The sequence below is a fragment of the Brevibacillus daliensis genome (assembly GCF_021245735.1).
In the GTDB taxonomy this organism is placed as follows: domain Bacteria; phylum Bacillota; class Bacilli; order Brevibacillales; family Brevibacillaceae; genus Brevibacillus_B; species Brevibacillus_B daliensis.
Genome location: NZ_JAJISB010000021.1, coordinates 1 through 16,972 on the forward strand (window position 1 = coordinate 1; position 16,972 = coordinate 16,972).

General features: G+C 40.5%; 17 protein-coding genes. 13 read left to right on the top strand and 4 right to left on the bottom strand.

Annotated elements, in window-relative coordinates; all coding sequences use genetic code 11:
* Nucleotides 1-177 precede the first annotated feature (177 nt).
* Nucleotides 178-669: a CcdC family protein gene (locus tag LM917_RS15435; RefSeq protein WP_232698434.1), complete on the bottom strand. Its 492-nt coding sequence runs from the start codon at nucleotides 667-669 to the stop codon at nucleotides 178-180.
* A 107-nt stretch (nucleotides 670-776) separates the two neighbouring features.
* Nucleotides 777-1,994, bottom strand: coding sequence for an MFS transporter (locus LM917_RS15440; RefSeq protein WP_232698435.1), 1,218 nt, complete (start codon nucleotides 1,992-1,994; stop codon nucleotides 777-779).
* A 175-nt stretch (nucleotides 1,995-2,169) separates the two neighbouring features.
* On the opposite strand from LM917_RS15440, the gene LM917_RS15445 reads away from it, so the two are divergent.
* Nucleotides 2,170-2,871 carry a CPBP family intramembrane glutamic endopeptidase gene (locus LM917_RS15445; protein WP_232698436.1) on the top strand — a complete coding sequence of 234 codons (702 nt, stop codon included), beginning with the start codon at nucleotides 2,170-2,172 and terminating at the stop codon, nucleotides 2,869-2,871.
* 181 nt (nucleotides 2,872-3,052) lie between these two features.
* Here LM917_RS15445 and LM917_RS15450 read toward each other — a convergent pair whose 3' ends face one another.
* Nucleotides 3,053-3,586: a DUF309 domain-containing protein gene (locus LM917_RS15450; protein ID WP_232698437.1), complete on the bottom strand. Its 534-nt coding sequence runs from the start codon at nucleotides 3,584-3,586 to the stop codon at nucleotides 3,053-3,055.
* 369 nt (nucleotides 3,587-3,955) lie between these two features.
* Between LM917_RS15450 and LM917_RS15455 the strand changes: the two genes are divergently transcribed.
* From LM917_RS15455 to LM917_RS15510, 12 genes are all read left to right on the top strand, one after another.
* Nucleotides 3,956-5,020, top strand: a complete 1,065-nt coding sequence (locus tag LM917_RS15455) for an NAD(P)H-dependent glycerol-3-phosphate dehydrogenase (RefSeq protein WP_232698438.1) — start codon at nucleotides 3,956-3,958, stop codon at nucleotides 5,018-5,020.
* 72 nt (nucleotides 5,021-5,092) lie between these two features.
* A complete protein-coding gene (gene rpiB / locus LM917_RS15460; RefSeq protein ID WP_232698439.1) occupies nucleotides 5,093-5,545 on the top strand; it encodes a ribose 5-phosphate isomerase B in 453 nt (150 codons plus the stop codon).
* Nucleotides 5,546-5,868: 323 nt separating this feature from the next.
* Entirely contained in the window at nucleotides 5,869-8,970 is a 3,102-nt protein-coding gene (locus LM917_RS15465) for a sigma 54-interacting transcriptional regulator (RefSeq protein WP_232698440.1), read from the top strand.
* A gap of 34 nt (nucleotides 8,971-9,004) precedes the next feature.
* Nucleotides 9,005-9,475 carry a PTS sugar transporter subunit IIA gene (locus tag LM917_RS15470; protein WP_232698441.1) on the top strand — a complete coding sequence of 157 codons (471 nt, stop codon included), beginning with the start codon at nucleotides 9,005-9,007 and terminating at the stop codon, nucleotides 9,473-9,475.
* 93 nt (nucleotides 9,476-9,568) lie between these two features.
* The gene (locus LM917_RS15475; RefSeq protein ID WP_232698442.1) at nucleotides 9,569-10,954 is read left to right on the top strand and encodes a PTS galactitol transporter subunit IIC; all 1,386 of its coding nucleotides are present in this window, start codon (nucleotides 9,569-9,571) and stop codon (nucleotides 10,952-10,954) included.
* A 60-nt stretch (nucleotides 10,955-11,014) separates the two neighbouring features.
* On the top strand, nucleotides 11,015-11,302 hold the full coding sequence (locus LM917_RS15480) for a PTS sugar transporter subunit IIB (protein WP_232698443.1): 288 nt from the start codon (nucleotides 11,015-11,017) through the stop codon (nucleotides 11,300-11,302).
* A gap of 97 nt (nucleotides 11,303-11,399) precedes the next feature.
* The gene (locus LM917_RS15485; RefSeq protein WP_232698444.1) at nucleotides 11,400-11,849 is read left to right on the top strand and encodes a hypothetical protein; all 450 of its coding nucleotides are present in this window, start codon (nucleotides 11,400-11,402) and stop codon (nucleotides 11,847-11,849) included.
* A gap of 209 nt (nucleotides 11,850-12,058) precedes the next feature.
* Entirely contained in the window at nucleotides 12,059-12,715 is a 657-nt protein-coding gene (locus LM917_RS15490; RefSeq protein ID WP_232698445.1) for an SDR family NAD(P)-dependent oxidoreductase, read from the top strand.
* 31 nt (nucleotides 12,716-12,746) lie between these two features.
* The gene (locus LM917_RS15495; RefSeq protein ID WP_232698446.1) at nucleotides 12,747-13,490 is read left to right on the top strand and encodes an SDR family NAD(P)-dependent oxidoreductase; all 744 of its coding nucleotides are present in this window, start codon (nucleotides 12,747-12,749) and stop codon (nucleotides 13,488-13,490) included.
* A gap of 46 nt (nucleotides 13,491-13,536) precedes the next feature.
* The gene (locus LM917_RS15500) at nucleotides 13,537-13,812 is read left to right on the top strand and encodes a PTS sugar transporter subunit IIB (RefSeq protein WP_232698447.1); all 276 of its coding nucleotides are present in this window, start codon (nucleotides 13,537-13,539) and stop codon (nucleotides 13,810-13,812) included.
* Between the two features lie 325 nt (nucleotides 13,813-14,137).
* Nucleotides 14,138-14,737, top strand: coding sequence for a DedA family protein (locus tag LM917_RS15505; RefSeq protein WP_232698448.1), 600 nt, complete (start codon nucleotides 14,138-14,140; stop codon nucleotides 14,735-14,737).
* Between the two features lie 16 nt (nucleotides 14,738-14,753).
* A complete protein-coding gene (locus LM917_RS15510) occupies nucleotides 14,754-15,431 on the top strand; it encodes a phosphatase PAP2 family protein (protein WP_232698449.1) in 678 nt (225 codons plus the stop codon).
* Between the two features lie 435 nt (nucleotides 15,432-15,866).
* Here LM917_RS15510 and LM917_RS15515 read toward each other — a convergent pair whose 3' ends face one another.
* A complete protein-coding gene (locus LM917_RS15515) occupies nucleotides 15,867-16,646 on the bottom strand; it encodes an alpha/beta fold hydrolase (protein WP_101669459.1) in 780 nt (259 codons plus the stop codon).
* Between the last annotated feature and the right edge of the window lie 326 nt (nucleotides 16,647-16,972).

The following is a 16,972-nucleotide window of genomic DNA, read 5'->3' on the forward strand; positions in this document are numbered from 1 at the left end:
TAACCCTCAGCGGGGCGAAGACTTTTAGCGAAGTGTGAAAAGAGAATCTGGTTTTCTCCACTACCGTAGGAAGGAGACGATCTTTTACCTGTATCCATCTTCTTCGAAGGGACTTCATTAAAAGTTTTTCTTAGATGATTACTACTGTAGTAGGCATACAGAAGAAACCCGAGGCAGTTACACCCCGGGTTTTACATTTCGAAATAGTTGTTTATATTGGAAGAACATCGCTACTCGCCACGGCATGATCATACCGAACGCCAAAACAAAGAATAAGCCTGCTGTCTGCATGTAGGTGAAAATGTCCCCTACAAAGACCTTCACAATAGAACGAATCACGAGAGCTCCGAGTAAGAAAACAATGAGTAAAATCGAATTACGAAGATAAATCTCATCTTCTATTTTCTCAAAGCGGGAGGTCATTATCAGAGGTATTGATAAGATCATTCCACAACAAAATGCCAAGAGATGATAGGTAATCGCCAGATGAGTATCTGGAACAATAAACATACCAAACCCTGTTGACATGGCAATTGGTGGAATCAATATTTTTTTTACCGTCACTGGCTTTTTGGCAGCACGTATTCTGTATATAAACATAAAACTGGCCATTATTAAACCAGCCGATGTTGCCCACACGGCAAGTGAAATTCCAAAAATAGTAGGCATGAAGTTGCCCTCCTCATACATATCGGAAAGAGATTATTTTATATCCTACCCGAACAGGAAGATCTTCGCTCCTTTAGATACACTTTTATGTGACGAATTTATGACAATTAAGCCATTTTTGCTTTCGTATTCTCTGTTACCTGTCTTACATCCAAAGCATGCCGCTTACTGTATTGGAGAGAGAAGATTCCTACGAGTAACGAAACAGCTCCCATGAGTAACAGGTAATAATTGATTCCTATCAAATCTAGGAAAAGCCCAGTACCTGCGAGGGAGAGTAAGAACCAGGTACGGTCTAGCATGGTTTTAAATGAGAAGAAACGACCTCTGGCATCTGCAGGTAATTGTTTTTGGAATATTGTTGCAGTTAGTGGGACTACAGTTCCAAAGCAATAGCCAAACACAGTATAAGAGAGCATGAGCGGAACGATGTGATAAGAGAATGCCATGCTAATCTGTGAGAAGGCCAGTATAAACAAAAATAGGGTGGAGGAGAGAACAAGATTTCTTTTCCCAAAAAAGCGTTTCACCATGACACCAGCAAGTAATGCAGTGATACCTTCAGCTGTATATATCCAGCCCATCAGTCCAGGAGTCTGTAGCATTTCGCTAAAATTAATGACAAGCAGATTTGAACCACCAACAAAATAAGAAACAACAAGTGCGTTCGTTAATCCTAGTGTAAGTGTCCGATCTGATTTAAGCAGCGAGAAGACTTCGCGGAATGGCATTTTATCAGGCTTACCCGCTTTTCCTACAGACTTTTGACTTCCTATACGGATAGGCAGAATGAGCAGAATCAGAATGAAATAACAAACCAGTGTAATACTATACAGGGTCCAAAGCTGCATAAAACCAATCAAAATACCTCCGATGGCTGTTCCACCAATTCTGGCGAGTGTAGAAGCATTTACATAAAATCCGTTTGCTCGAAGCAACTCGTTAGAAGGTACGAGAAGTGGTATGGATGCCTGAGCGGCAGGCTGATAAAAGGTCGCAGCCAGCTGCACAAAGATAGAAGAAAGAATCATCCAGGTTACGGAATTGTACTGGATAGCGACAAGCATACATGTTGGAGCCAGGCAGCGTATGATTGTCGCATATAGCAGAACATTTTTCTTGGAAAAACGGTCAATCCATTCCCCTGCCTTGGGAGAAAAGAAAAGACTAACAAATAACCCAACCATTAATAATAAGCCTTTTAAAAAATCTGAATCGATTAATTGTTGCAAAAACTTAAGGTTTCCTACAATCCCAATCCACATTCCAGTGCCAGCAATAACCTCTCCTGATACGAGAGATACATATGACTTATTATGTAGCAAAAGATGATCACCCCTTAACCAAAATAACTTACGAGTTAAAATCACATGTTTTATTATACCAATATTTACATATATGGGAATCATATCTTTAGTTTCATTTTTTATTCCTTTCATCAAGAAAATAGAACACCCAATATAGAGGTACACTATAACTAGTTCTTAAAGGAGAGATGAAATGAATGAAATGGTTGTTAAGGGTAGGGAATTCCTGGTTTATCTCAGTTACTCCGGGCTAGCTACATGTAGCATTTACTACGGATTAATTGAGAAGAAAAACATTTTCATCACGTTCGTATGCTTTCATCTAATATGTTGTTTGGGAATTCCTGTTTGGCATGCTTGGAGACATGGAAATCTACGAAGAAAATGGACATCTGCCTGGAAAATATCTATACATACTTTTCTCGGGGTTTCGTGGGGGCTTTTATCTGGTATCAGCATGATGGCAGTCATATTTGGTGGCTTTTTTTGGATGAAGAGTAGAGGACTTAATCTGCATGAAATGGCTTTGATTTTGGGGCAATGGGGAATTACCACACAAGGTAAATGGTTGTTTGCATTTTATATGACTGTGATCAATTCATTTTTTGAAGAAATATTCTGGCGGGGGTTCATTCTCGACCGTTTGCTAAAGTATCTCTCTACATTTTCTGCCATATTGATTAGCAGTTTTTTTTATTCACTGTACCACTTTTTAATTGGAGCAATTTTGTTTGGAGTATGGTGGGGATTCTGGGCAACTTTGGCGGTTTTTGTTGCTGGTCTTTTTTGGGGTTGGCTTAAACAGATCTATAAAAGCATTTATCCAATCTGGATAAGCCATGGTTTGGCAGATTTTGCGCTCATGTGGATTTTAGTTATATTTATATTGGAATAAAAAACAGGGTTGCACTCTCGTGGTGCAGCCCTGTCTAGTGAATACATCGTTTTGAACTTCCCCGATGAATAGTGCGGAGCGGACAGTCCATCCCCTTGCGGGGCGAAGACTCTAGCGAAGAGTGAAAAGAGAAGCTGGTTTTCTCCTCTATGGCAGTTCACTCCTGGCAATAACAACGAATTCAGCTTTTATCTTGATTTCGCTTTGTTTTCTCCTCAAGACTTTTCAGCCGTTCGGCAATAACCTCAGAACGGTCTCGCAATTTATGTTTATAAAGAATCGAGTCGTTGCTCATATCGCTAGGTGTACCAAAAAGAATTCCAGTAGCAATTGCCTGATCGTGGCACATTTTGTACAGCTTAGGATCATGGATAGGTAAATCCATGCTGTGATAAGGTGCATCATGTTGAACTTCATCAATCCGCATCTGCAATTGACCTGTCAGCTTTTGTACATCTAGTCCCAGGTGCTCTAGCTCCTCTCTTCTATCCTCGGCTATTAACAGGGCGCTATGTATCATTTTATTTGCCCCAGCCATATTACCGCATCGGTGATGGTACAAGCCAACTGCAATCTGGATCAGGCAGACCCAAGTAGGGGAACGATTCTCCTTGGGAAGTGATTTCCAGTATTCTTCCAAAATTTCATGACATTCAAAATAATCCCGATCTGTATGAAAATGTACCAAGTAAGTGAGATAAGCTTTTGGATACATAATTTTTTCCTCCGTTTTCGCTCCGGATTTCTATAGATGAAGGATGTCTCCTACTTGTTTTTCTGGAAAGTTACTTGGAAATCCTGTTGATTCGTGCGCTTTTCTTTGTTGCCAGGTGTTCTGCTTATGATGGGGGACATTTTCTTCCTGAAAATCTGCCACCCGGATTCGTAACAGCAAAACCAAAAAAACCATACAACATAAAAACTGCCATCAAAAAGGTGAAAGAGTATAGAACCGCATCATTATATCTGTTTTACGCATCAGGTACAAAACCTTCAACACATTGGCTTGATATTTGCATCAGTAATAGGTTGTGGAGTTGGATGAATATGTACGGGATTATGTGTCCCGGAAGGAGGAACCAGAATGGCACTACCTACATTCCAAAATAACCCTGTCATCACGATAGTGGGAGCTGGTGTAATGGGAACCGCTTTGGCTTTCCATTTAGCTGGTGAAGGGACGAGACCAAGTCGCGTTCGTCTTCTTGGTACTCAATGGGATGCTGAAATTTTAAAGGTTCTTGAAATAGAGCGTAAATGTCCACGGATGTCAGTTGATGTTCCGGGAGCTCTAACATTCTTTACCCATGAGCAAAGAAAAGAAGCGGTTCTTGATGCCGATATGATCATTTTCGCTGTCTCATCTGCTGGACTGCAAGATATGCTTAAGGAATTGGTAGGATTTTGTTCCAATCAACATGTGCTCGTAGGTAGCATTACGAAGGGGATTGACGGAAAGAACTCTCGCACTCTTGCCGAAATGATGCAGCATACGCTGAATGATATGGGCAGAAGTGATGTTCCAGTAGTGAAATTGGGCGGTCCTCTACGTGCTGTTGAAATAGCAAAAGGACATCCTGCCGAAGCATTGTTTGCCAGCGAAAGTGTAGCAGCTGCCAAGCAGATGAGTGAATACTTTGTATCCCCTCAATTCCGTGCAGGTGTTTCTGCAGATGTAACGGGTGTTGACTTGTGTGCGTCCATGAAAAATGTGTATGCCATCGCTTTTGGTATGGCGGAAGGGCTATATCCTGATGCAGATAATCCAAAAGCAGGTCTGATGGGCCAAATCGCTAAGGAACTACATATCCTAACGCTTGCTTACGGTGGTCAAGCTGACACAGTCGCTGGGGTAGCAGGAATTGGTGACTTATATGTAACTGTTTCTGGTGGACGCAATCGTACATTGGGCATGTACTTGGGACAAGGCATGACGATTAGCGAAGCAAAAGAAGCGCTTAAAGGTCAAACAGTGGAAGGTTACGTTGCTGCTCATGAGGCACAATCCCTTCTGACTTCTTTAGAAGAACAAGGAAAACTTGATACGAAGAGTGAGTTACCTTTACTTGTAGGTCTTTGGGAAGTTCTCCAAGGAAGACAAAAAGCTGGGGAAGCTATGCACACATATTGGAGTACGTCTGCTTCGTAATAATAGGTTATCTAGGTTTCATACCTGATAAATAGATAAATAAAGAATACAAACCAAGAGGAGAGACATACCATGAAAATTGCTATCGGTTGTGACCAAAACGCTTACGAAATGAAAATGACAGTTATTGAACTTCTAAAAGAAAAAGGTGTAGAAGTAACAGATTTCGGTTCCCATCAAGGTGAAGTAGTCGATTATCCTGATGTGGCATTTAAAGTAGCGGAAGAGATTCGTGACGGTAATTTTGATCGCGGTATTCTGGTTTGTGGTACTGGTATTGGTGTAGCAATCGCAGCTAATAAAGTTCAAGGTGTATATGCTGCATGTGCTCATGACACATATTCTGCAGAGCGTGCGAGAAAAAGTAATAACGCTCAAATCCTGACAATGGGTGCAAAAGTAATTGGTTTGGAAACAGCTAAACAAGTAGTTAAAGCATGGCTTGATTCCGAGTTTGAAGGACGCTCTCAAGACAAAATCGACAAAATCAGCAAGCGTGAACAGGAACAATGCCAAAAAGCTTAAATTAATATAATTAATACACAAAATACTGCCAAATACGTAATTTTCCAATAATCGTTCTCCCGTTTATGAGAGGTTTGATCAGGCTTACATAGCTTGATCTCCTCTCTTTTTTTCGTGTTCTTTTGGCAGAAAAGGTTGCATACGGTAGAAAAAGAATAGGCAGAAATTGTGCACGAAAAAAAACATTCAAAATAATGACATGTTTTGTTGGTGTAATCGCAATTATAATATTGTTAGTAAGCCTTTTCATATATTTTGTCGAGTGGCAGTTTTTGTTTGGCATGGAACTTGTATTAATAAAATAGTGAATTGGGGTGATGGAGATGGTAACACAGATCCAGAAAATCATTGAGCAGGAAGATCAGAAAAATCCGCTGACTGATGAGCAAATTGGTGATCAGATCGGTTTGCGTCGAGAAAAGGTCACGGCCCTGAGAGAACAGCTTGGTATACCCGATTCGAGAAAAAGACGTCGACCGATCCTACTACAAGTAATGCGAGAGATGCAGAAACGCCCTCAAAAATGGACTATTCGCAAAATGACACAGGAATTAATTGATATCGGCTTCCAGGTTTCTCGCCATACCGTTATGCAACTATGGAAAGAGCTGGAGGAAGAAGAAATTACCCCATCACAAGTGAATCATGTACCTGTCCAGCCAGAGGAACGTGTACCTAGGCAAACGGAGCAAGCTGTACCTGTTAAAGCCTGGACTGCAAAAACGACTGAACCTGTCGCAAACAAAAAAATGCCTACAGGTGACCAACTTGAGAATCAAAAAGGTAGTCGCTATTCGCTAAACCAACTTGGAGAAGTGGAAAGAGACGCTTTCTCAGAATTAATTGGCTATAACGGAAGCTTACGGCGTCATGTGCAACAAGCAAAAGCAGCAGTGCTGTATCCACCGAATGGTTTGCACACCTTGATATTTGGTGCAACTGGTGTAGGGAAAAGCCAAATGGCTGAAGCTATGTATTGTTTCGCAGTGGAAGCTGGCAAGATACAGCAGGATGTAAGCTTTGTCGTCTTTAACTGCGCCGATTATGCAGAAAACCCGCAACTATTGATGGGTCAACTGTTTGGTGTAGTAAAAGGTGCTTACACAGGAGCTGACAAGGACCGTGAAGGGCTGATTGAGAAGGCAAACGGCGGAATCTTATTTTTGGATGAAGTACACCGATTACCCGCAGAGGGACAGGAGTTACTTTTTTATCTGATTGATAAGGGATTATATCGCAGATTAGGTGAAACCGAGACACAGCGCCAAGCCAAATTGATGATAATCGCTGCTACATCGGAAAGTGCTGATTCATCACTCTTGATGACCTTCAGACGAAGAATTCCGATGGTGATTGAGTTACCAACACTACAAGAAAGACCTTCTTCCGAAAGATATGAAGTAGTTCTTGATTTCTTTCATAAGGAGGCAACCAGAACAGGTACATCTATACTTGTTCACTCAGAAGTATTAAATACACTACTTACCTATGAATGTCCAGGTAATATTGGTCAGTTGCGAAGCGACATCCAAGTAGCGTGTGCCAAAGCATTTTTACGTTACTTGCATACAAATCGCAGCGAGATAACCGTAGAAGCGAATGACTTGCCTAATCATGCTCGAATCAGCTTTTTTGGGAAAAAGCAGAGAGACACCACACTGGATCAATTGATCACAAGAGATGTAAGGCTGCATCCTAATCAGGAAACAAAGCATACGGCACTATACGAGACGTTCTACAGTTTACCAGGTGAGATTTATCAGCATATTGAAAGTCGCTATGATGATTTGCAATCAAGCGGAAAAACAATAGAGCAGATTAATCAGATACTGGGCGAAGAACTGGAATACCGATTTAAGACTCTGCTTCGCAACCTGGAATCTCAGAGAAGACCCGTTGCTGGAGAAGAGCTACTAAAGATCGTCGGTGCTGATGTGGTGGAAGCTGTAGGGAAAATGATCTGGATTGCGGAACACCGCATAGGTAAAAGCTTCGAAAATCTGTATTATGGATTGGCTATCCATCTAGCGACAACATTGGAGCGAATCAATCAGGGGAAAATGATTTATAACCCGCATTTGGACAAGATTAAACGGGAATACCCGATTGAATTCAGTATTGCTAAAGAAATGTGCAGCGTAGTAAATCATCTGTTGGATATTGAACTGTCTGACGATGAAGCAGGATACATCGTCATGTATCTGACAAGCACCTATGGGGAACAGCAAAAGGATGGAAAAGTAGGAGTTGTCATTCTGTCGCACGGTAACGTGGCAAAGGGAATGGCTGATGTGGCCAATGGATTTCTGGATGTAACGCACGCAAAGGCAGTAGAAATGCCTTTGACTGAAAGTCCACAGCAAACATACGGTAGGGTCCTTCAAAAAGTGAAAGAAGCTAATGAAGGGAAAGGCGTTCTTCTGTTGGCTGATATGGGCACCTTAACTACCTTTGGTGAACAAATTACAAAAGAAACCGGAATCCCAACCAGAACGATCCATCCAATTACAACCGTAATGGCAATTGAAAGCGTTCGCAAAGCAATTCTACCTGAGAGTACGCTGGATGAACTGGTAAGTACGCTCGATCAGGATATAACTTATACCAATGTATGGCAATCCAAGCAGCGTGAGGGCGTAAACAAGCATATGGCTATTCTTACCGTATGTATCACGGGAGAGCGTTCTGCCGTGGCTGTCAAACATATGCTTCTCGATAAAATGTCATGGATTTCCGGAAAAGTTAGATTGATTCCATTTTCACCAACTTTTGAAAACGGTTACAATAAAGCTCAATTTTATCTGGAAAAGTATGATGTGATTGCCTCAGTAGGAACGATTGATCCCAATATTATGGGCATTCCGTTTATTTCAGTAAGTGACCTGGTATCTGGTAAAGGATTTGATTTCCTAGAACACTTGTTGAAATGGAAATGGAATGAAAGCTGGAAGGCAGGGTATGTGGCACCATACGAATTGGAGGAACCACCAGTATCAATCAAATTGCCTCAACTTTTGGATGAACAATTGGTATTTACACAACGTGATTTCACTAACAAGGAGGATGCGCTGCAATTTCTAAGTAGGCAGCTACTACAGCGAGGGTATGTAACCGACGATTTTCATCAACAAATGGTTGATCGTGAAAACCAGGCAGCAGCTATTTTTCCCGATCAATTCATTGCCATACCGCACGCTGATCCCCTTTACGTTAATAAACCATGTATTGCCCTTCTCACTAACAAAGTACCAATTGATTGGGGAGATGGACACAAGGTGAAGTATATCTTCATGCTTGCCTTGAAAGAGAATTGCCAACCTGGTTTCCAACAGCTGTACTTGAACTTGCAAAAACCGAAAGTCAAGGAAGCATTGGAATATAGAAAATCTGCCGCTGAACTAATTGATATGTTATCCGATGAGTAGCAGGTAGAGAAACAAAGATAGGAGAGTGAAAACCATGTCTACATTATTTACTTTACGTTCAGACTTGATCTTTCTGGGTGTAGATGAGGGGGGAAAGGAGGAGACACTTAGATTCCTTGCCAATCAACTGCATGAGAAAGGTATCGTTAAAGAAACCTACGCAAACGCAATTATTGAACGCGAAAAAAATTATGCGACAGGTATTCCATTAGAAAAAATAGGAGTGGCTATTCCGCATACAGATGCCATTCACGTTAATGAACCTGCGATTGCTGTAGCAATTCTTGAGAAGCCTGAAACATTCACAGTGATGGGCAGTCCTGATGATCAAGTTTCTGTTCAAGCAATCTTTATGCTCGCTATTAAGCAACCGTCTGAGCAACTTACAATGTTGTCAAGCCTAATGGGATTCTTTCAACAATCTGATGTGATTGAAAAATTCATGAAAATGGATTCCACAGAAGAGATGAGAGCATTGCTTGAAAAAGAATTGCAAGCTCCTTAAGTAAAGTTTGTCGGAGCAAATCTCATGTGAACGTACAACTCCATTCATAACTACATACTCAATACGTTCACTACAAACAGAGGAGGCTAAATCATGATTCAAAATTTTACTGACTTCCTACTGGGACTTGGTCCATCTGTAATGCTACCTATCTTGATGACAATTTTTGGTCTTTGTTTAAAACAAGGGTTTAAAAGATCCTTTACTGCCGGTATTACAATCGGTATCGGTTTCGTAGGGATTAACCTTGTAATCGGCTTACTAACAGGTGCTCTAGGACCTGCTACTCAAGCGATGGTTGAAGCGCTAGGACTCAAATTTGATGTTCTGGACGTAGGTTGGCCAATCGGTTCCGCTATCGCATTTGGTACACCAGTTGCTCCAATCATGATCGTTGCAACTATCCTGCTTAATGTACTCTTAGTTTCTATTAACTTTACTAAAACCATTGATGTGGATATCTGGAACTACTGGCACTTTATCTTCGCTGCTTCCATTGCTTACTATGCTTATGACAGCATGCTAATTGCTATCGCTGTAGGTTTGGTTGTAGTAACAATCGTTCTGAAACTGTCTGACTGGACACAACCAGTTGTAGAGCATCACTTCGGTATGCCTGGGGTTGCTCTGCCACATACAGAGACTGTTAACTTCGCGCCAATTGCTTATGCGCTTAACAAAGTTCAAATGATGATTCCTGGTTTGAACAAACTGGATGCAGATCCTGAAACACTGAAACGTCGCTTGGGTCTGTTCGGTGAACCATTAACAATGGGTCTTGTCCTGGGTATGTTAATTGGTGTTCTTGGTCAGTACGATCTAAAAGGTATTCTGACTCTAGGTATCGAAATGGCGGCAGTACTTATCTTGATGCCGCGAATGGTTGCTTTATTGATGGAAGGTTTGATTCCGATCTCCGAGGGTGCACGTGACTTCATGTCTAAACGTTTCCCTGGTAAAAAAGTATTCATCGGTTTGGATGCTGCAATCGTAATTGGTAACCCAGCTAACATGGCTGTTGCACTACTAATGGTTCCAATCACTTTGTTCTTAGCAATGCTTCTTCCATACAACCGTATGCTTCCGTTTGCTGACTTAGCTACACTTCCATTTATCGTAGTGTGGGCGGTTGCAGCGGCTCGCGGTAACATTGTCCGCGGTCTGATCAACTCTATCTTCACTGTAGCGATCGTACTATTTATCGGTACGAACCTTGCAGAACTAGCTACCACAATGGGTAATGCAGTTGGATTTGCAATGCCTGAAGGTACTGCTATGATCTCTGGTCTTGATATGGGTGCTCACATTATCCCTTGGATCATTGTTCGCCTACTTGACCCAACAGATCCTACCTTCTTCATGGCAATCGGTGCTGCGATAATTTACGCACTGCTTTGGTTCTGGGTTCGCAACGATATCAGAAAAGAATATGCAAAAGAAATCGCTGATGCTGAAGAGTTTGAAAAAAGCATGAGTTAACTCGTTTACCCCTAAAATTAAAATAGAGAAAAAATATTTCAAAAACGGGAGGAAATTAAAATGGCTAAAAAACGTATCTTGGTAGCGTGTGGTACTGCAATTGCAACTTCTACAGTAGTAGCAATGAAAGTGAAAGAAATGCTAGAAAAAAGAGGTGTAGATGTTTTCGTTGACCAATGTAAAGCATCTGAAGCTCCTTCTAAAGCATCTAGCTTCGACCTGATTATTACAACAACTCCTGTTTCTGGTGTAGGTGATACACCTGTAATCCGTACGATTTCCTTCCTTTCAGGAGTAGGTATGGAAAAAGACATGGAATTAATCTTGGAAAAATTAGGTCTGAAGTAAATCACACGTTAACTTTTGCTAGTTTAGGTGTAATGATAAATCGCGGGCTCGTTTTATCATGACGAGCTCGCGGTTTTATCTAAAGGAGGAACAATCCATGCAAGTATATGGTTACCCAAAATCAACGTTTATTCTGTCTTCATTGGCACCCATCATTCTAATGGTAGGGGTTTTGCTCTGGGGTATTGATGGAGTGATTGCGGAAGGTTGGTTAAACAAGTATAAATTGGCGATTGTTGCAATGCCTGTTTTACTTGCTGCAACAATGATCGGGTTGCACTATCCAACAGTTGTGACTGTAACGGAATACGGGATTGAATTCCGCGCATTTGGAGTGAAACATCGCTATAAATGGGACGAAATTAAACTTCTAAAAGTAAAAGAATATCAAATTGTAGGGAAGTCCTTCATTCGTATTGGGGGTCTACAAATTCTTGGTGGTCGATATTGGGTGAACCATCGCATGGAAAATTATAAAGAGCTTATTGCCTTTTTACATGAGAAATCAGAAGAATATAATGAACCAGTAAACAAGCCTGTAGCGTAACATAACAAAACGGTCATGACCGTTTTGTTGGACCGCAAGCGGTCACATCCAATTTTATGAAAAAACGTCGAGACGTTTTTCACAAAAAAAGAATCTTATCGTTTCCCTCTCTCTTCCTTGCCGAAGAGATTCAGAAAACACCTGGACTAAATGTAGCAACGTCAATAGTAAAATGACGGCATCACATGACAAGAAGGGAGAGCCCAGGAATGATTCATATAGATTTATCAGGAAAAGTCATACTTCTTGCAGATGGTAACAGTGAACTTAGTGAATCAATCGCTAAGGAACTAGTAAAAACAGGAGCAAATGTCTGGGTAGTTGGCAATAAAGAGCATGTAGATTGTGATCAATCTGGATATGCTTCAGCCGCTGTTGATTGGTCATCTGTTGAAGATGTAGAAGCCAAATTAAATGACATTATTCGCACAGAAGGAAGAATAGATTGCCTCATTAATAATTTTGGTAAACAAATCCACAAATCTTTGCTTGAAATGACGGCTAGTGAGTGGGATGAAGTGCTTTCTTATAACTTGGATGGAGGATATTTTGCTTGTAAAGCGGTTGCTCCTTACATGAAAAAGGAAAAGCATGGCGCTATCATAAATATTTCCGCTGCAGCAGCACGAAATGGAGAGGTAGATGTAGCATTTGCTGCTTCCAAGAGTGCTCTTGATTCTATGACGCAAGGCTTGTGCAAAGAGCTTGGTGACTATGGAATTACTGTAAATGGACTGGCACCTCGTTACGAGGATCCGAAAACACCTGTTAGCGATATTGCCAAAATGGTTATATTACTCTGTTCATCAATCATCTCTTCCTTACATGGACAGACGATCTTGCTTGATTATGGCAAAAGCATCTAAGTGTAGGACAACTGTGGAGGTGAGTGTGCGAATGATACAGCAAAAATCACTGATCATTGGTGGGGCAGCCGGAATTGGTCGCCAAATAACCTATGATTTATCTGCGCGAGGTGATGAGGTAATCATTGCCGATATGAACGAACAATTAGGAAATCAGCTGGTTATCGACCTGACAGAAAAGGGTCATAAAGCCAGTTTTTATCATATTGATGTAAGTTCCTGGGAAAAAACCCAAGCCTGCATCAATCAGATTATTTCCGATCACAAGAGAATTGATGTTTTGGTCCACTCAGCAGGTATTACCCAATTGATCAAGTTCGATGATTTGAACTTTGCCAGCTGGAAAAAAACCTTACAAGTTAATCTTTCTGGAAGCTTTTACGCAATAAAAGCGATTGCTCCAACCATGATTCAACAGAATTACGGAAAAATTGTCATGATTGGATCAGGTTCTGCTTATACAGGTTCTGGTGGTGGTGTGCATTATGCCACTTCAAAAGGTGGCGCATTTGGATTGATGAGAGCATTGGTTCGCGAACTCAGTCATTATAACATCAATATCAATATCGTTGCTCCTCGAACTATCGCTTCCGAAATGTTAAATAAATTGTATAAGACGGAAGAGGAATTTGAGGCACTAGTTAAGCAGATTCCGTTACGCCGTCTAGGAACCTTGCAAGACATCTCTGACGCAACAGTATTTTTAGCATCCAAGGAAGCTGGGTTTGTACAGGGACAAGTCCTGCTTTGCGATGGTGGTCGTACTTATTCGTAGTTAGTCCATAAATATAGATAGATAAGAATAGAAGGGTGAGAGACATATGAAAAAAATCTTAGTTGCTACTGGTACATCTGCAAACAGAATGAATAAAGCGGCGGGCTTTATTGCTGAAAAATGTAAAGCAAGAGGCATTGAAGTAGAGATTGTTTCAGGTAACATCTATGAAGTAAAAGTAGAGGAAGTAAACCCTGACGTTATCGTACTTATTGGTAATAATACCTTTAAAACAGACATTCCGATCATTAACGGAACTGCTTTTGTAACGCAAATTGGTATGGATCAAACCGTTGACCAAATCATTCAAAAGCTCCAATAACGAGAGAAAATAAAATACTTTAAATAAAAGATCAAGAAGAATGATGTGTAAACTGACAACAGTTATGACATGCTAAGATGAGGCTTACTGTTTATTTACATGAAGTTTAGTAAGCACCGATTTACTATTAGTAGTTCTATTTATGTAAATTATTTAGGAAAATCCCGATAACATATTTTGTTATCGGGATTTTAGCATTGAAAAAATGATGGGTAAAACATTGTAATATTAAATCATGTTTCATAAGCAGGAACGGCATGTTTCACTTGATGTAGGGAATGTTAACATTAGACAGAAAGTTGTTGGTGAAAGTTGAGGGATATTTGTGGCTCATCTTGATTGGCTCATAACAGGATATGGCTATATTGGCATTTTCTCTGCCTTAACGCTTGGTATTGTAGGAATACCTGTGCCAGACGAATTGCTTTTGACCTATGTAGGTTTCATTGTGTTTCAAGGAAAAATGATGTATCTTCTTGCCTTAGTTAGTGCCTTTTTAGGTGCAGCAACAGGAATTTCAATCAGTTACGCCATCGGTTTGAAATTGGGATTACCATTCCTGAAAAAATTCGGACCCAAAATACATATCACCCAAGGGAGAATTGAATATACAAAAAATCTTTTTAATAAATACGGAAATGTTGTACTTATCGTAGGTTATTTTATTCCGGGAGTTCGACATATCACTGCCTACTTAGCGGGGATCTCACGCATGGAACTTTGGAAGTTTATGATATTTGCCTACAGCGGCGCATTATTGTGGAGTATTACATTTATAAGCCTGGGGCATAAATTGGGGGAACGCTGGGTTCTGGTCGAAAGGTACATTCATCGATACGGTTTTTATAGCTCCGCAGGTGTAATTCTCTTACTAGTAGGGATTATTGCTTATTTAAAATTTAGGCGTACGGGAGCGAAAGTATAAATAAGGGGAAGTACAAATGAAATGGCACCAAATTGGTTTGCCTACAAAAAGATATTTGCTTATATCCACTATGATCCTATTGTTTTTCGTTTTCATATTCGATCGATTTGCGGACGAATTAATCGAACACGAATTAAATAAATTTGATCAAAGCATTATTAATTGGGTACAGGGATATATTACCCCACAACTTACAACCATCATGAAGATATTTACCTTTTTCGGCTCAACAACCGCATTGCTTCTGTTACTAGTAATTTCGATCACGCTAATGATTTGGCAAAAGAAACGATGGGAACCATTATTTTTAGTCATTGCTATAAGTGGAGGAGTGCTCTTTAATCAATTGCTTAAATGGGTTTTCCATCGCCAAAGACCTACAATTCACCGCTTAGTTGAAGAAACCGGATATAGTTTCCCAAGTGGACACTCTATGGTTTCTTTTATTTTCTACGGGATGTTGTGGATGCTACTTTATATGTTTTTAGTATCCAGATTTCCTAAAGTGATCAGTACTTTGATTTCAATTATCCTTATTTTGATGATTGGTGTAAGCCGTATTTATCTTGGCGTTCATTATCCTAGTGATGTAATAGCCGGTTTTGCAGCGGGTGGAATATGGCTTGTGATTTGTCTGATGGGATTAAGACTTGTCCTAGAATATAGAAGGATAAATCACAACGGTAGTAAATAGTAAGCCCTCAGTCCCCGAAGGCAGTCAATATTGCGTCCCGAGGATGAGGCAGACTGGCTAAATAGGAGTATCCAAGATTCTAAGACTCTCTTAGGGTCTTCTTCAACCTTTCGCTACAGATGAGGTGAAAGTATATCCCGTGTCTCCATTTGTGGGAGATGTAAAGAATGATTCTTATCAAGACCTAACTTTATAGAATCGATTAAAATAAGCTGCTTGACATATTATACATGACTAATATGTTAAGTAGCTTGTTTTCTTAAATAGGGATATGTAAGTAGAATACATTCTTTTGCGTTTTACAGAATATTACATTTGACTTATAATCGTGTAATGAGAACAAAGAAGAGGGAGCTATATTAATTAGCTACGGAAATTGGTACCGGCATATCGGCTTATATTTATGGGGAGCGATGGTGCGGCTAATCAGAGGCGTTATGCAAAAGAAGATAATAGTTGGTTGAATCTATCACGCTCCTCCAAAAAAGGGCAATGGCCGCTGTATTGGAATGGAACTAATCGCGAATTTTTAATCAGCTTATTTGTTTCCTGAGCTTGGGTAAACGGAACGACTTTATCATGAATTCCATGAATAATTAATGTGGGCACATCGATCTGTCCAAGATCGTTGTAAACATTCTCGTCTCTTAGCGTGACCATAATGGCGGAAGTCGACCAATTCGCAGCTTGTAAACCCATTAGAAAGAACCATTCGGATTTCGGTTCAGAAATGTACTGAAAGAAAAAAATCCCCGTTTGGTTTTGCAGCATTTTCGGACGGTCATTGTTTGTTTCTTCGATGATTTTATTCGTAAATTCTTTTGGAACGCTTGATGGAGACGCAGCGTCGATCAGGACGAGTTTAGATACCCCGTACCCTTTGTAACGAGCCATATAACGAATCGAGATCGCGCCTCCGGTCGAGTGTCCTGCCAGTGTTATGTTTTTTAGCTGTAACGCTTCGATGACCATACGAAGATCATCTGCTAATCTGTCAAAACCGTAACCGTCGAATGGTTTATCCGAATTGCCGTATCCTCTCCAGTCCATTCCGATACAACGATATCCGAGCTTAGGAAGGAAATTGAACTGATATTCGAACTGGTTATGGTTTAGCGGCCATCCATGAATAAAAAGTATCGTTTTATTTCCCTTCGGATTGATGTCCTCTATAAATACTTTTACGCCCGGTTCCACAGTAACGAAGTATCCCAAGTGTATCACCTCAATTTTAAAAAATGTACTTCCCCATTAAGATATTCGCCCTAGCCAAGGTGAATGCCTAATTTCGGCGTCAAATTGGGTTTAGATAGTGCGTAGAGATTTCTGAGGAATAGCTTGAGTGAAACAATTTCTTCAGATCATTGAGCTAACGGGACACGAGAGCACAATGACAGCAGGCTGCCAGCATTTTCTCAGGCAGTCTGTTCAACTCGGTTGTGGTAATAGCATTTATGGAGTAATATTGTAATAATTCCAATTTTTTTCATTTAAAAAATGATATGAGGGTGGGGTTTCTTGCAAAGATTGAATTTAATTAC

Excerpts from the sequence above, each read along its gene's own strand:
- LM917_RS15500 (WP_232698447.1), top strand. The coding sequence starts at position 13,537 with ATGAAAAAAATCTTAGTTGCTACTGGTACATCTGCAAACAGAATGAAT.
- LM917_RS15485 (WP_232698444.1), top strand. The coding sequence starts at position 11,400 with ATGCAAGTATATGGTTACCCAAAATCAACGTTTATTCTGTCTTCATTG.
- LM917_RS15480 (WP_232698443.1), top strand. The coding sequence starts at position 11,015 with ATGGCTAAAAAACGTATCTTGGTAGCGTGTGGTACTGCAATTGCAACT.
- LM917_RS15510 (WP_232698449.1), top strand. The coding sequence starts at position 14,754 with ATGAAATGGCACCAAATTGGTTTGCCTACAAAAAGATATTTGCTTATA.
- LM917_RS15435 (WP_232698434.1), bottom strand. The coding sequence starts at position 669 with ATGCCTACTATTTTTGGAATTTCACTTGCCGTGTGGGCAACATCGGCT.
- LM917_RS15455 (WP_232698438.1), top strand. The coding sequence starts at position 3,956 with ATGGCACTACCTACATTCCAAAATAACCCTGTCATCACGATAGTGGGA.
- LM917_RS15465 (WP_232698440.1), top strand. The coding sequence starts at position 5,869 with ATGGTAACACAGATCCAGAAAATCATTGAGCAGGAAGATCAGAAAAAT.
- LM917_RS15495 (WP_232698446.1), top strand. The coding sequence starts at position 12,747 with ATGATACAGCAAAAATCACTGATCATTGGTGGGGCAGCCGGAATTGGT.
- LM917_RS15490 (WP_232698445.1), top strand. The coding sequence starts at position 12,059 with ATGATTCATATAGATTTATCAGGAAAAGTCATACTTCTTGCAGATGGT.
- LM917_RS15445 (WP_232698436.1), top strand. The coding sequence starts at position 2,170 with ATGAATGAAATGGTTGTTAAGGGTAGGGAATTCCTGGTTTATCTCAGT.
- rpiB (WP_232698439.1), top strand. The coding sequence starts at position 5,093 with ATGAAAATTGCTATCGGTTGTGACCAAAACGCTTACGAAATGAAAATG.
- LM917_RS15475 (WP_232698442.1), top strand. The coding sequence starts at position 9,569 with ATGATTCAAAATTTTACTGACTTCCTACTGGGACTTGGTCCATCTGTA.
- LM917_RS15450 (WP_232698437.1), bottom strand. The coding sequence starts at position 3,586 with ATGTATCCAAAAGCTTATCTCACTTACTTGGTACATTTTCATACAGAT.
- LM917_RS15470 (WP_232698441.1), top strand. The coding sequence starts at position 9,005 with ATGTCTACATTATTTACTTTACGTTCAGACTTGATCTTTCTGGGTGTA.